This window comes from Pseudogemmobacter sonorensis (genome assembly GCF_042762395.1).
Lineage (GTDB): Bacteria > Pseudomonadota > Alphaproteobacteria > Rhodobacterales > Rhodobacteraceae > Pseudogemmobacter > Pseudogemmobacter sonorensis.
Genome location: NZ_JBEFZE010000020.1, coordinates 1 through 14,346 on the forward strand (window position 1 = coordinate 1; position 14,346 = coordinate 14,346).

The 14,346-nt window shown below is 66.5% G+C and carries 13 protein-coding genes; 10 read left to right on the forward strand and 3 right to left on the reverse strand.

Annotated features, from left to right (window positions below; genetic code table 11):
* Both ABNX41_RS14000 and ABNX41_RS14005 read left to right on the forward strand, forming a co-directional pair.
* On the forward strand, positions 1-112 hold a 112-nt coding region (locus ABNX41_RS14000; protein WP_438667969.1), incomplete at its 5' end, for an IS3 family transposase.
* A gap of 238 nt (positions 113-350) precedes the next feature.
* On the forward strand, positions 351-893 hold the full coding sequence (locus ABNX41_RS14005; protein ID WP_438670349.1) for an ArsR/SmtB family transcription factor: 543 nt from the start codon (positions 351-353) through the stop codon (positions 891-893).
* 750 nt (positions 894-1,643) lie between these two features.
* On the opposite strand, the gene ABNX41_RS14010 is transcribed toward ABNX41_RS14005, so the two are convergent.
* Together ABNX41_RS14010 and ABNX41_RS14015 are read right to left on the reverse strand one after the other, a co-directional pair.
* Positions 1,644-2,453, reverse strand: a complete 810-nt coding sequence (locus ABNX41_RS14010; protein WP_438670350.1) for a sulfite exporter TauE/SafE family protein — start codon at positions 2,451-2,453, stop codon at positions 1,644-1,646.
* Between the two features lie 36 nt (positions 2,454-2,489).
* The gene (locus ABNX41_RS14015; RefSeq protein WP_438670351.1) at positions 2,490-4,004 is read right to left on the reverse strand and encodes an aminotransferase-like domain-containing protein; all 1,515 of its coding nucleotides are present in this window, start codon (positions 4,002-4,004) and stop codon (positions 2,490-2,492) included.
* A gap of 251 nt (positions 4,005-4,255) precedes the next feature.
* Between ABNX41_RS14015 and ABNX41_RS14020 the strand changes: the two genes are divergently transcribed.
* The 8 genes from ABNX41_RS14020 to ABNX41_RS14055 all read left to right on the forward strand — a co-directional run bounded on the left by ABNX41_RS14020 (position 4,256) and on the right by ABNX41_RS14055 (position 13,056).
* Positions 4,256-5,623 (forward strand): aminotransferase family protein, encoded by a 1,368-nt coding sequence (locus ABNX41_RS14020; protein WP_438670352.1) that lies wholly within the window; start codon positions 4,256-4,258, stop codon positions 5,621-5,623.
* 48 nt (positions 5,624-5,671) lie between these two features.
* Positions 5,672-6,649, forward strand: coding sequence for a taurine ABC transporter substrate-binding protein (gene tauA, locus ABNX41_RS14025; protein WP_438670353.1), 978 nt, complete (start codon positions 5,672-5,674; stop codon positions 6,647-6,649).
* A 53-nt stretch (positions 6,650-6,702) separates the two neighbouring features.
* The gene (locus tag ABNX41_RS14030; protein WP_438670354.1) at positions 6,703-7,488 is read left to right on the forward strand and encodes a taurine ABC transporter ATP-binding protein; all 786 of its coding nucleotides are present in this window, start codon (positions 6,703-6,705) and stop codon (positions 7,486-7,488) included.
* Positions 7,485-8,393, forward strand: coding sequence for an ABC transporter permease subunit (locus tag ABNX41_RS14035; RefSeq protein ID WP_438670355.1), 909 nt, complete (start codon positions 7,485-7,487; stop codon positions 8,391-8,393). The genes ABNX41_RS14030 and ABNX41_RS14035 overlap by 4 nt, the downstream gene beginning before the upstream one ends.
* Positions 8,393-9,706, forward strand: coding sequence for a histidinol dehydrogenase (gene hisD, locus ABNX41_RS14040; protein ID WP_438670356.1), 1,314 nt, complete (start codon positions 8,393-8,395; stop codon positions 9,704-9,706). The genes ABNX41_RS14035 and hisD overlap by 1 nt, the downstream gene beginning before the upstream one ends.
* A gap of 278 nt (positions 9,707-9,984) precedes the next feature.
* On the forward strand, positions 9,985-10,947 hold the full coding sequence (locus tag ABNX41_RS14045) for a helix-turn-helix transcriptional regulator (RefSeq protein ID WP_438670357.1): 963 nt from the start codon (positions 9,985-9,987) through the stop codon (positions 10,945-10,947).
* A gap of 187 nt (positions 10,948-11,134) precedes the next feature.
* Complete coding sequence (locus ABNX41_RS14050; protein WP_438670358.1) at positions 11,135-12,130, forward strand: OmpA family protein; 996 nt, start codon at positions 11,135-11,137, stop codon at positions 12,128-12,130.
* Entirely contained in the window at positions 12,127-13,056 is a 930-nt protein-coding gene (locus tag ABNX41_RS14055) for a hypothetical protein (protein ID WP_438670359.1), read from the forward strand. Before ABNX41_RS14050 ends, ABNX41_RS14055 begins: the two co-directional genes overlap by 4 nt.
* Positions 13,057-13,298: 242 nt before the next feature.
* Here the strand turns inward: ABNX41_RS14055 and ABNX41_RS14060 are convergent, their stop codons facing one another.
* Positions 13,299-14,153 carry a MurR/RpiR family transcriptional regulator gene (locus ABNX41_RS14060; RefSeq protein WP_438670360.1) on the reverse strand — a complete coding sequence of 285 codons (855 nt, stop codon included), beginning with the start codon at positions 14,151-14,153 and terminating at the stop codon, positions 13,299-13,301.
* Between the last annotated feature and the right edge of the window lie 193 nt (positions 14,154-14,346).

A 14,346-nucleotide genomic window follows, 5' to 3' on the forward strand; every position in this document is an offset into this window, starting at 1 on the left:
GTTCGATTATATCGAGATGTGCTATAACCCGAAGCGCAAGCATGCGAGAAATGGGATGCTGTCACCCGCCGAGTTCGAACGGCAGCAGATGATGAGACGCGAAGGCGTCTAAGAAACTCGGTGCTATGCAGCTCTAACATTCAAACCGGAACAATCAGTGGGGGCACTCCAGAGTTTTTCGCAAATGCGAAGCAGATGAGAACGCTGCTGACCTCTGGCACCCGGCTGCATTTGCTTCACAGTCGACGCGGCAGCCCCCGGCCAGCCTCGCAGCCTCGTCATGATCCGGCCCGATCTGCGCCTTGACCGTATATTCGCAACAATGTAGATAAACAACTATGAACGTCGATATGATCATAGATCCGGAAACCATGCGGGCCGCCGCCGAGGAGGCGAGCGAGTTGCTCAAGTCTCTCGGCAACCGTCACAGGCTCCTGATCCTGTGCCAGCTGGTACAGGGCGAGAAATCGGTCGGCCAGCTTGCCGAATTCCTCGGCATCCGGGATTCCACCGTCTCGCAGCATCTCGCGCTGCTGCGCCGCGACCGGATCATCGCCGGGCGCCGCGACGGGCAGACGATCTGGTACCGGATCGAGAGCGTGGCGGCGCGCGAGGCAAGGCTGAAGGCGCGCGGTAGCATCATGACCAATGCCGCAAAGCTGGCGGCACTGGGAGAGGGTGGCACCAACTGCGCGGAACCCCTTGCGGCGCTGAATGCGGCGGGCGTGACGCCGGATCTGGTGATCTTCGTCTCGGACGACCAGTCTTGGGTCGATAGGCGTCAGGGCGGGCAGGCGACGGCGTCAAGGCCCGCAACCGGGCGGCGGAACTGGTCTGCATCGAGATCCAGCCCTATAGCACCACGCAGGCCGTGGACCGCGAGGACGTGCTGAACATCGGTGGCTTCTCGGATCAGGTCTTCGATCAGATCGCCGATTTCGTCGCCGGACGGATGGAGCCCGACCATTGGGTCGGCCAGATCCGCGCGGTGGCGCTGTAACACCTCCCTCGGCGTCCGCGCCGGGAGACCTCGAATCACCCCCGGCGAGTGCCGGGAGCACTACAGTGGACCACGGCGTCGCGGGTTCGAATCCCGCCCAGTCGTCGCCCGCAAGGGAACGGCATGTAGCTCAGTCCGGTAGAGCACCTGGAATGTGTCGCCAATCCCTCGTCGCCGGGGTTTTGATGAAGGGGAACTCAGTTGGCAGAACTGCGGGTTTCGGCTCCACGGGCCCAGGGTTTCAGCCGCCCGGTGCATGTAGTTCAAAGCGTGATTGCGGAGGCGACGCCTCTCTTCCGGCGGTAACGCGCGTCCGGCATCGGCAGGACACGAAGACCGATCCCATGGGCGAGGATTTCAGGGCCCGGGCGACCGCCAAGCTGCTCGACCAGGACGCGCTTAAGAAGGATCTATACGCGCTGGTGACCGACAGCCCTGCCGCGGGACGACAACCAAAGGATCCTCCGCAGCGGCATCGCATAAACCAGCAACACGATTCCCGCGATGGAAAGTCACTTGACTGTGACGCCATCGGGCGGCTGGGAGTGTCGGTGGCGAACCCTAGGCCGCGATGGCGCTGCGATTGATCAGCGGAAGGCAGGCGCATCCTGCGCTGACACCGCAGGGTCCAGGGCCCGCCCGCCTATAAACCCGTCAGGGCTACAAACCCCCGCCAGCCCGACAGGACCGCCGACAGGACCATTACCATCAGAGCGATCAGTCGATAGTGGCCCTGCCCAAGCCGCCGGAACCCCGCGGCGCCTGCCCTGGTTCCGATGATCAGCGCGGGCCAGCCGAGCGCGGTCAGCGCCAGCACCTTGCCCGAGATCAGCCCTGCGAAGGCCAACCCCGGCGTTGCGAGAAGCGCGGCCACGAAGAAGAACATCATCAAGGAGGCACGCGCCATCGCGGGCGGGGTATCCGTCCCAAGGAAATAGGCCACCGCCGGAGGGCCCGGCATGGCGGCCATGCCGGAAAAAGCCCCCGCCAACACGCCCGCCCCCATGGCGACCGAGGAAGAGGGGCGTTTCCGTTCTGGGCGCGCTGCCGACGGGCGGCGCAGCAGGAAGGCCACCCCCAGAAGCACGACCGCCGCGATGAGAATGCGGGCCTCGTCGGCGCTGAGCAGGCTGAGCGCCATCACCCCGATCGGCGTGCCGATGACCGCACCGCCGGAAAGCCGCATCACCTCCGGCCGGTCGAACTGCCCGCGCAGGCTGAAGACATCCTGCAATCCGATCAGCAGTTGCAGCAGGACCGCGACGGCCACCGCGACCGCCGGGTCGACCGCCAGCGACATGACCGGCACCGCCGCGATGGCGAAGCCGAACCCCGTCAGGCCGCGCAGGAAGGCCGAAGCCAGCACCGAAGCGACCACCAATCCGCCCGTCGTCCAGACCTGCGGATCGGCAAGCGCGGCAAGGACATGCTGAAGGATGTTCGGGGCATGCATGGCGGATCTCCATCTGGGCAACCAGCCCAGTGGTAATCACCATTCCCGGCCCATCGCTTGGGCCAGTGCCATGTTTCTCACGGAGCCACGGCCATTGGCCGATGCCGCCCGATCCAAGCGCCTTCCCGCTACGACGGCACAGGCCTCGGCCAGCCGCTCCAGCCCTGGTGCGATCGCATCTTCCGAAATGCAGCACAGCCCCAGCCGAAGGAAGCGCCCAGCCTGATCGGCCGCAACGAAGGGATCGCCGCTTTCGACCAGAACGCCGCGCCGTGCGGCCTCGGCCGCGATGGCGCGCGCATCAAGGTCAGGAGGGCATTCCAGCCACACGCTCGACCCGCCGTGACAGGGGTCGGGCAGGCGAAATCCGGGCAGGATCCGGGGCAGTTCCTGGGTGATCCGCTGCCAGCGATGGGCAAACGCTTCGCGCAGGCGGCGAACCAGCGCAAGGTAATGCCCTTCGGCAAGAAAGATCGCCGCCGTGCGCTGGTTGTTGAGCGGTGCCGAGCGATGGATCAGCCGACGCAACCACCGGGCCTGGGTCACAAGCGGGGAGGGTGCGACGAGAAAGCCCAGCCGCACCCCGGGCGCCAGGACCTTGGAGAAAGTGCCCAGATAAATGACGCGCCCGTCCACATCGCCCGATTTCAGCGCATGGCCTCCGGTCAGCGAGAGTTCGCCTTCGTAATCGTCTTCGACGATCAGCGATCCTTCCCTGCGCGCCCAATCCAGAAACTCCGCCCGCCGTGTTTCGGACATCCGGATCATGCTCGGGCAATGGTCGGGTGTCAGCACCGCGATATCCGCACGGGCCGGAATCGCCCCCTCGCAGTCCATGGCCAGGGGCACCAGTTCGGCCCCGTCGCCCGCGAAGATGTGGCGTGCGTCGGGATAACCCGGAGCCTCTACCCCGACACGGGACCTTGGGCCGCCAAGCAGACTGGAGATCAGGAACAGCCCTTCCTGCGAGCCGAGCGTGATCAGGATTTCTTCTGGGCGGGCATGTATGCCGCGTTGCGGCAGGATGCGCGAGCGGATCTGCTCCACCAGCATGGGATCGTCATCCACGGCGCGATCCGCCGCCCACCAGTCCACCGCCGCTCGCCCCAGCGTATCGCGAGAGCAGGCCCGCCAGATGTTCAGAGGAAAGAGCTTCGGATCCACCTGCCCGTAGATGAAAGGAAATTCGTAGCTGTGCCAGTCGGAGGGCTTGACGATGTGCAGAAGATGCGAGGGCCTGCGCCGCATCAGCCCCTCCCAGTTCGGTCCGCCCGACGGTTCGGGAGGCGCATCGGCGGTCACCGGGGCCGCGGCAACAAAGCAACCCTGTCTGGGCCGGGCAACCAGATACCCCCGTGCTACCAGTTCATCATAGACCGCGGTGACGGTGTTGCGCGCGATACCCAAATGCCGCGCCAGCGCGCGCGAGGGGGCCATCTTCTGGCCCGGCCGCATCCGCCCGGCATGGATAGCGCCAATGATCGACTGGCGAAGCTGGGTTTGCAGGGGCTCCGCGCGCGACCGGTCGAGCGGGGTAAGGGCAATGGCCATGTTCCGTCCTTCTTCAGGCCGAATTGACCCGTTCGCCTGCGGGCAGGCAAGCGGGGCATGGGCTGCAGGACCCGGTTTTCGCGAAACGCCCAAGCTTGTGGCGTCCCGCACCGCCTATCGCCTGTCAGGGTGCCACGGAGCGCATTTCGCGCCTGGACGTGGCACCAAAGGCAACCGGGATGTGGCCCTGTCGCGCTGCGCTGCGGCGTTGTTGGATGAGGCCATCGACACCATCCCTGTGGAGGCTTCAGATGGACGGACAGCATCCCAACGACCTTTCCGCCAGCGTGGCCGCCGACCGCTCGCATGTGTGGCATCACCTGTTTCAGCACCGGGCGCTGGAGACGCGCGACCCGCGCCTGATCATTGAGGGCCGGGGATTGCGGGTCTGGGACCAGACCGGCCGCGAATATCTTGATGCCGTCTCGGGCGGCGTCTGGACGGTGAATGTCGGCTACGGGCGCGAAAGCATTGCCGATGCCGTGCGCGACCAACTGGTCAGGATGAACTATTTCGCGGGCAGCGCGGGCTCGGTTCCCGCGGCACTTCTCGCCGAAAGGCTAATCTCGAAAATGCCGGGAATGTCGCGCGTCTTCTATGCCAATTCCGGGTCGGAGGCGAACGAGAAAGCCTTCAAGATGGTGCGCCAGATCGCGGCGCAGCGCCATGGCGGCAGGAAATGGAAGATCCTTTACCGCGAGCGCGACTATCACGGCACGACCATCGGCGCCCTTGCCGCTTGCGGCCAGGAACAGCGCGTGGCGCATTACGGGCCTTTTCCGGGCGGCTTCGTGCAGGTGCCGCATTGTCTGGAATACCGCGCCCAATGGCCCGGGCCGGATTACGGCCTTCGCGCCGCCGATGCGATCGAGGCGGTCATCCTGCGCGAAGGACCCGAGACGGTCGGCGCGATCTGCCTTGAGCCGATCACCGCCGGCGGCGGGGTGATCTTGCCGCCCGACGGCTATTGGGACCGGGTGCAGAAGATCTGCCGCAAATACGACGTCCTGTTGCATATCGACGAAGTGGTCTGCGGGCTGGGGCGCACCGGCAAATGGTTCGGCTACCAGCATTACGGCATCCAGCCCGATTTCGTCACCATGGCCAAGGGCGTGGCCTCGGGCTATGCGGCGATTTCCTGCCTCGTGACCACCGAGGCGATCTTCGATCAGTTCAAGGATGCGGAAGATCCGCTCGGGCATTTCCGGGACATCTCCACCTTCGGGGGGTGCACGGCAGGGCCTGCGGCGGCGATTGAGAACATGCGCATCATCGAAGAGGAGGGTCTGCTTGAGAATGCCACGCGCATGGGCGCACGCCTGTTGGCCAATCTGAGGGCGCTGCAAGACCGCCACGCGCTGGTGGGCGATGTGCGCGGCAAGGGTCTGCTCTGCGGCGTCGAGCTTGTCGCCAACCGGGACAGCCGCGAGCCGCTGGACGAGGCGCTGGTCCAAAAGGTCGTTGCCGGTTGCGACGCGCTTGGCGTCATCATCGGCATGACCAACCGCTCGCTGCCCGGATTGAACAATACGCTTTGCCTTTCGCCCGCGCTGATCGCCACGGCAGAGGATATCGACCGCATCACCGACGCCATCGACACGGCGCTCGGCCGGATCTGACTTGGCAACAGGCCGGATCAACCGGCCACTCACCTCAGGGAGCTGACAATGAAAATCTCGATCACGACCCTTCTGTGCCTGGCCTTTGCCATGCCTGTTTCCGCCGAAACGCTGATCATCGGCCATTTCGGCAGCCCGACGCCGATGCAGATCGCCGCGGCGGAAAAGAAATACGACGAGGCGATGGGCTTCGATATCGAATGGCGCAAGTTCGACAGCGGCCCGCAGGTCATCGCCGCCATGGCGAGCGGGGACGTCAAGCTGGCCGAGCTTGGCTCCTCGCCGCTGGCCATCGCCGCAAGCCAGGGCGTGCCGCTGCAGCTCTTCATGCTGGCGCAGGTGCTGGGCGAGGCGGAAAGCCTGGTCGCACGCGACGGCTCGGGCATCGAGACGCTGGACGACCTGAAGGGCAAGCGGGTGGCGACGCCGGTGGGATCGACGGCCCATTTCTCGCTCATGGGGGCGCTCAACCATGCGGGCATTGCCGAAAGCGAACTGTCGATCATAAACATGGCGCCGGACCAGATCGCGGCGGCCTGGGAGCAGGGCGCGATCGACGCGGCTTTCGTCTGGCAGCCGGTGCAGGCCAGGCTGCGTGAAACCGGCAAGCTGATCGTCGGCGCGGACCAGACCGCCGCCTGGGGCTATCCGACCTTTGACGGCTGGGTTGTGGACCAGGCCTTCGCCGAGGCCAATCCCGATGCCATGGCGGCATTCGTCAAGGTGACAGAGGCCGCGAACCAGGACTATCTGAAGGATCCCGCAGCCTATGGCGCCGACAGCGAAGCCGTGCAGGCCATTGCCGCCGCCACCGGGGCTGATCCCGCGCAGGTGCCGGAAATCCTTGAAGGCTTCACCTTCCTGCCCGCAGCGACCCAGGCCGGGGCGGATTGGCTGGGGGGTGCGGTCGGCGTCTCGATGAAGGCCACGGCCGAGTTTCTCATGGACGCAGGCCGGATCGACAGCGTAGCAGACGACTACAGCTCTTTCGTGACGCTGGCACCGATCTCGGCCGCGATGGAATGACATGACCTGGCCGGACGGGCGCCCTTGCCCGTCCCCGCCAAAGGAGAACAGCCATGGCTCTCGAAATCCGGAAGGCGTCGGTCTTCTATCCGGCGGGGCGCGACCACAAGGTTGAGGCGCTGCGCTACATCGACCTGACGATCGAGCAGGGCGATTTCGTCGTGGCGCTCGGCGCGTCCGGTTGCGGGAAATCGACGCTTCTTTCGTTGATCGCGGGCTTCATGTCACCCTCGTTCGGCCAGGTGCAGCTTGACGGAACACCTGTGGCCGGGCCAGGGCGCGACCGGGCCGTCGTTTTTCAGAAACACGCGCTGATGCCATGGCTGAACGTGATCGACAATGTCGCCTTCGGGCTGAAGCTTCAGGGCATGGGCAAGGCCGAACGCCATGAGATCGCCCGCCGCCATCTGGCCTTGCTCGGCTTGCAGGACTTCGCGGCGTCTCCGGTCTACAACCTGTCGGGCGGCATGCAGCAGCGGGTGGGCATCGCCCGTGCGCTGGCCTGCGACCCGAAGATCCTGCTGATGGACGAACCGCTCGGCGCGCTGGACGCGCTGACCCGGGAGCGCGCACAGGAACTGATCCTGAAAATCTGGCAGGAGACGGAAAAATCCGTCTTCCTCATCACCCACAGCGTCGAGGAAGCACTTTTCATGGGCACAAAGCTGATCGTGATGTCGCCGCGACCCGGGCGGATCACCCATCGCTTCGACCTGCCGTTTTCCCGCCGCTTTCTGGCCGGGGAAACCGGGCGCGAGGTGAAGGCCTCGCCCGAGTTCATCGCGATGCGCGAAACCGTGCTGAAGATCATCTTCGCCGACGAGGCGCAGGCCGCATGACCGCGAAACCTTCTTCCCCCGCGCCCCGGGACGGAATACCCGAGGCCGAGGCCCGTCCGGACAGCCTCCGGTCTCCGGTCTTTGCGCGGCTCTTCCGCGCGCCGCCAGCGCAGCCGGGCCAGACCTATGGCGTCCCCGGGCAGGGCAATACGCTTGCACTGTCCGTGCTGGCCGTTGCCTGCGCGCTGATCGCCTGGCATGTCGTGACCGCGACGGGGGTGGTCAAGCCCCTGTTCCTGCCCTCGCCCCTGGCGGTCTGGGAAAAGTTCCTCCAGATCCTGACGCAAGGCTACACCAATACCTCGCTTTGGCAGCATGTCGTGATTTCTGCGGGCCGGGTGTTCGGGGCCTTCGCGCTTGCCTGCGTCATCGGTATTCCGCTGGGGCTTGCGATGGGCATGAACCCGACGATGCGCGGGATCTTCGATCCTTTCCTTGAATTCTACCGACCGATTCCGCCGCTGGCCTATCTGCCGCTGATGATCATCTGGTTCGGAATCGGCGAGTCCTCAAAGGTCATGCTGATCTTCCTGTCGGTTCTGGCGCCGGTGACACTGGGTGCGCGATCCGGGGTGCGCTCGGCGGCCATCGAGCAGATCCACGCGGCCTATTCGCTGGGCGCCAGCCGCAGCCAGGTGCTGCGGGAGGTCATCCTACCCTCTGCCCTCCCCGAGATCCTGACCGCCATGCGGATCGGCGTGGGCTTCGGCTGGACGACCCTCGTGGCGGCCGAGATGGTCGCGGCGACGTCGGGGCTTGGCTATATGGTGCTTTCGGCCAGCCAGTTCCTGCAAACCTCGACGGTGATCGTCGGTATCGTGCTGATCGCCCTGATCGCCTGGGTCTTCGACATGGCGATGCGTTGGATGGAACGGAGGTTCGTGCCGTGGAAAGGGCGGATGTGATGCTGACGCTGCCCCGGGGCGCGCGCCGCCTCAAATCCGCGCGCCACCAGACCCATGCCGACGGCGGGACGGAGGTGAGCGCCCGTGTCGCGCAACTTCTCGGGCGGGTCGATGCGGCCGAGCCCGAGCGGATGGAGCGCGAAATCCTGCGGCTGTCTCGGGAATTCGATGGCGGGCCCGCCGATCCCGTGGTGTCGGAGGAAATGAAGCGGCAGGCGCGCGCCATGCTCGACCCGGCGCTGGCCGCTCATATCCGCTTTGCCCATGACAATATCCGCCGCTTCGCCGATATGCAGCGCGCCGCGCTGATCGATTGCGAGATGGAGGTCATCCCCGGCCTGATCGCGGGCCAGCGCCAGATCCCCGTCGACTGCGCCGGATGCTATGTGCCGGGCGGGCGCTATGTCCATATCGCTTCCGCGCTGATGACGGTCACCACGGCGCGCGCGGCAGGGGTGGGAAAGATCGTCGCCGCGACGCCGCCCCGGCAGGGCGGATTGCATCCGGCGGTGACCTATGCGCTCGACATCGCGGGGGCGGACCGCATTCTGGCGCTTGGCGGCGTGCAGGCGGTCGCGGCACTGGCCCATGGCGCCTTCGGCGGGCGACCAGCCGATGTGATTGCGGGGCCCGGAAATGCGCTTGTGGCAGAGGCGAAGCGGCAGCTTTACGGCGAGGTCGGCATCGACATGGTGGCCGGACCGACCGACAGCCTCGTCATCGCCGACCGCTCGGCCCATCCGGCCTGGGTCGCGGCAGATCTCGTCGGTCAGGCCGAGCATGGCGCGACATCGCCGGTCTGGCTGGTGACCGATGACGCGGATCTGGCGCGAGAGATCGCGGTGGCCGTCGCCCATGCCATCGCTTCGCTGCCGGAACCGAACCGCGTCGCCGCCGCCGCGGCCTGGGAGGACTGGGCAGAGATCATCCTGTGCGACGGGCGCGAGACGATGGCGCAGGTCGCCGACCTTTACGCGCCGGAACATCTGCATGTGCAGGCTGGCGATCTGGATTGGTGGCTGGGCAGGCTGCGGTGCTACGGCTCGCTTTTTCTTGGCGAGGAGGTGACGGTTCCCTTCGGCGACAAGGTTTCTGGCCCGAACCATGTCCTGCCGACAGCAAGGGCCGCGCGCTATACCGGGGGGCTTTCGGTGCAGAAGTTCCTGCGCACTGTGACCTGGCAGCGGGCCGACCGCCGGGCCGCGGACCGGCTGGCGCTGTCGGCAGCGGCCCTGTCGCGCGCCGAAGGAATGGAGGGCCATGCCCGGAGCGCCGAACTGCGCTGCACCCCTCCTGCGCTTCGGACCGCTTAGCCGCTGGGCGCGCGCCGCATCGGCAATCTTTGCATCAAGCGCCTGCGGGGGGGGCGGGCACTACCGAAGGCAGCCGCTCGTTGCGGAGGTTCGGGAAATGGCTGTCTGAACCCACAGCAGCGGAGCCATGAGTTGATCTCGCAGCACGCGCAGGCGCCGCAAGGCAATCTCTGTCGGATGAAAGGCAGGTTTCGGCCGCTCGGTGCCGGTTTTTCCGTCTTGCCATCCCTGCGGCCCGCGCAAATAATTTCGGCAGCGAATTGTGCGGACGATGCCCCATGCCGTGCAGGACAGTCGATACACGCACCGGAAGCTTGCTCGAATTCCAGGATGCCTGGGCGAGCGTCGTGCGCATGGAGGCCAGCCCGATCGGAGAGGCCAGGCCTCGTCTTGCGGTTAGGGCCTGCACGGTTCCGGGCCTGTCGCTGGGCGTATTCGTCGGCTCGCCCGCCCGCATCCGCCGCACGAAGGCCCTGGCGCGGGATTGCCAGGATGACGTCATCATCTGCATCGAGCGCCGCGCCGCGCTGAGGGTCGAAAGCGCCCATGGCGGCGCGCGCGACTTCTTGGCGGGGGAGGCGCATGTGTGGCATGCCGATGTGCCGATGACCTGCGATGTCGGCGGGGCGTTCTCGGCCCTGATGATCGCGCTTCCCGGTGCCCTGGCGAGAGCTGCGGAGGGATTCGACTCGGTGCTGCGGGCGGGCGGCATTCCGGCCGCGACGCCGGAATTGCGGCTGCTCTCCGCCTATGCGCGAACCGCGCTTGACGAGATGCCGGTGATGCGTGCGGAGATGCAGGGCCTCTGCGTCTCCCATCTTCAGGACCTTGCCCTTGCCGCCTTCGCGGCGGCCGGGGGCGCCATGACGGCCCGTCAGCCCTCGGGGGTGAGGACGGCGCGGCTTGCGGCGATCAAGGCCGATATCCGCGCGCATCTGGGCGAGGCGGGCCTTAGCGTTGACTGGATCACGCGCCGCCACAGGATTTCGGCGCGTTACCTGCGCGATCTCTTCGCCGACGAGGGCACGAGCTTCACCGGCTATGTGACCGACCAGCGTCTGGTCCATACGCACCGACGCCTCGCCGACCCCAGGCTGGCGCATCGGACGGTTGCCGAAATCGCCTATGAGGCGGGGTTTGGCGATATTTCCTGGTTCAACCGCGCCTTTCGGCGGCGCTTCGGCATGACTCCTTCCGACGCCCGCGCGGCGGCTTCGGGCACCTCCCGCGCCGGGACATGACGTCGCAGCGGGCAGGAGTGCCGCGAAAGCCAAGGCGTTGCGCCGCAGAGGCCAAGCCGGGCGGCGAAGGAATCGGATAGACTTCGGTCGTCCGTGGTCTGGCCGCATCCTGCCGTTGCCCCGGGGCACAACGCCGGTGCACAGCGTCACAGCCAGGACGTTTCCGAATCCCGTCCGAGGGTGGTCTATGCCCAGTCCGTTTCGCGCGCTTCTTTTCTTCATCATCATCTCGGCCGCGCTGCCCTGTGCGGCCAACGCCCAAACCGATGTGCAGGGCGCCGCCGATCATCCGCAGGTGCCGCGTTACGAAGGCTCGTGGATACTCGGCTATGATACCCAGGCCTTCGTTCGATTCGATCTGCCGACCGGCCCGGCGGGGCGGCGGGGCGGCAACTGGGCCGGGGAGACGTCCGAGACGCTGGAGGGCGCCTCGACGCGCCTGCTTTACGTCGCGCCCCGGGAACGCTCCACGCTGGAGGTGTTCAGGAACTACGAGGCGGCGCTGACCGAACGCGGGTTCGAGATCCTGTTCTCCTGCTCGGGCAGGGCCTGCGGCAATAACGAGGCCATGGCCCGCAACATCCTGTGGACCCGCGACCGCCAGCTTGCCAGCGCGGGCGACCTGACGCGCTACGCACTGACGGGCATGCACGACGACCACTATCTCGCCGCCCGTGGCGCCGATGGCGGGACCTGGCTGGCGCTCTATGTGGCACGCAACGATTTCCGCCGCTTTGCCCAGACCCACGACCATCCCATCGTGCTGATCGACGTGGTCGAGACCGGCGAGATGGAGCGGCGCATGATCGACGCGGCCGCCATGGCGCGGTCGATTTTCGAGACCGGACGGGTGGCGCTCGACAACATCTATTTCGATTTCAACGCGGCGACGCTGCGGCCCGAATCCGGCGAGGCGCTGGCCGAGATGGCGAGGCTTCTGACCGAGAACCCGGATATCGGCGTCTATATCGTTGGCCATACCGATTCCATCGGGGGCTACGAATTCAACCTCGACCTGTCGCGCCGCAGGGCCCAGGCGGTCGTCGATGCGCTGGTCGGCCAGCATGGCGTGGCGATCGACCGCGTGGTGCCCGCAGGCGTCGGCCCGCTTGCGCCGCTCGCCTCCAATGCCACGACCGAGGGGCAGGCGCAGAACCGCCGTGTGGAATTGGTGCAAAGATGACCCGCAGACTGATCCCCATCCTGCTTGTGTCGCTGCTGCTGGCGCTGCCCGCGCGGGCCGAATTCTCGACGCCAAGCAGCTTCCCGCCCAATCCCGCCTCGGCCATCGGCCGCTACGGTTTCGACCTGGCCCTGCGGATCGAGCTTCAGTCCGACAGGGCGTCGGGGCCGCTGACCCTGCTGGTCAATTCGCGTGACGGCTCGATGGCGCTCGACAATCCGCATGCTTCGCTCTGGGCGCTCGGGATGGAGGATATTCCCGGCCTTGACATTCACCATGTCCTCTTCCGCGCGGGTGAGTTCCTAGTCTGCGGTCGCCATCCGATGGTTGGCGAGGCCTGCCTTCAGATCGGTGGCGGGATGGGCCTGCCTTACGGTCTCGACATCGGCGAGGCCTTCGCGCGGGAATTCTACGAATCCCTGCGCTGGACGGATCAGGACGGCGCCCCGGTCGGCGTCGAGGGCACCGGGGGGCTGGGCTTCGTCCATGGCAGGGGCAGCGACGGGACCTATCTCACCTTCTGGTTCGATCCCGGCCGCTCGACGGTGGACACCACGGTCCCGTTCCTCGGTCCCGGGGTCGGCATCGCCAAGGATTATGACGCTGGAGTCAATCGCGTGGCGCGCCATTTCTTCGTGGATTTCAGCCTGACCGACAGCCCGGTGCGGTGGGCGGCGATGCAACTCGTCGATCTTTCGCATGTCGAGCGCCGCATCGACCTGTCGCGCTACCGGCTGATCGACGCCTTCAGCCTACCGGGCCTGGGCGGCGCCATTGCCCTGGCGCGGGAGGCGCCCGCCATCGGCGCGCAGGTGCGCGAGTTCGAGGCGATCGGGGCCGATGAGATGGCCGAGGCGACGGCCGAAGCCTATTGGGCGAGGGTTCGTGCCCATGCTGCGGAACATGGCTTGCCGACGGGCGAGTGATCTTCGCTCGGGCATCACTCGCAGGCGGGGATCGGGAATGTTCGGCGGCCCGGCTTTCTTCGGCAAATATTCAGCCCGGCGGATCCAAGTCGGCGGATCGAAGCCATCGGGGCCGTCGTATCATCGGCGCCAATCCCGACCAGGCTGGGTCCGACCGGAGGCGAAGGCGCGCCCTTTCGGGGTGGCTCCTCGGTATCGTCAGCCCGTCTTTCCGGGTTGCGGCTTTGCCTCGCCCCGCCGCATCAAAGGTCGCCGAGCGCCTCGTTCAACGCCTCGATCCGGCGCAGGCGCATGCGGGCCTGCGCGCCTGCCGCCGCACTGGTGCGGATCATGATCTGATGGCACAGCGCCAGCACCGCGCCATGGTTGAATTGGGCGGAGCGTGTGCCGGTCTGGCACAGGAAATGCCAGCCCAGATCGTCGCGCGGCACCACGCCCTCGTCGGTGATCAGCGCGATCGCGGCGCCGGTCCGCGCGATCTCTTCGATGATGCGGTCCGTCCCGGCGGCGCGGCGGCGCAGCGCGAAATGCAGCACCAGATCGTCGGGGCGGATCCGCGCGATATGCTCGCCCATGCTCTCGCCCGCCTGCGGCACCGTCACGATATCGTCGACCAGCTTCACAAGCTGCCACGACAGATAGCTGGCGAAACTGGCGCTGATCCGGTGTCCGATGACCCAGACCCTTCGCGCCGACAGGATCGCCCCGGCCAGCCGGTCGAGGCTTTCGGGAGAGATGCGCCGGAAGGTCCATTCCAGATTGGCGCGCTCCTCCTCGATCTGCGTGGTCATGTCGAGGCCGCCGCCATCCGCCGCATGGCCCAGATAGAGGCGTGATCCGGTGCGTCCCTCCTCCCGTGCGGCGCGGCGGGCTTCTTCGTAGGAGGGAAAGCCAAGACGGCGGACGAAGCGCGAGACGGTCGCCTTCGACACCCCCGCCAGCCGCGCCAGTTCCTGCGCGTCGTAGCTGGAGATCTCGCCGGGGAAGTCGAACAGGAACTGGCCCAGCCGCCGTTCCGCCGGGTGCAGGTCCGGCAGGGCCGCGCGCACGAGGTCGAGAAACCGGCCCGTCGCAGCGGGGGACGTGTCGTCCGTCATATCATCCCTTTCTTTCCGCGCTGCCGGTTCGCAGCACTCGGTGAAACCACGATTTCACCCCACGAAGCCCGACCGGCCCGGCGTTGTCAAGGCGGCCTGCTCGTGCCGGCGCGCATGGAATCACCCGAAACATTCAAAACTTCGGCCTATATCGGGGATCGCCCTGAGGACCGGCATTCTTTCCAAAGCGTTT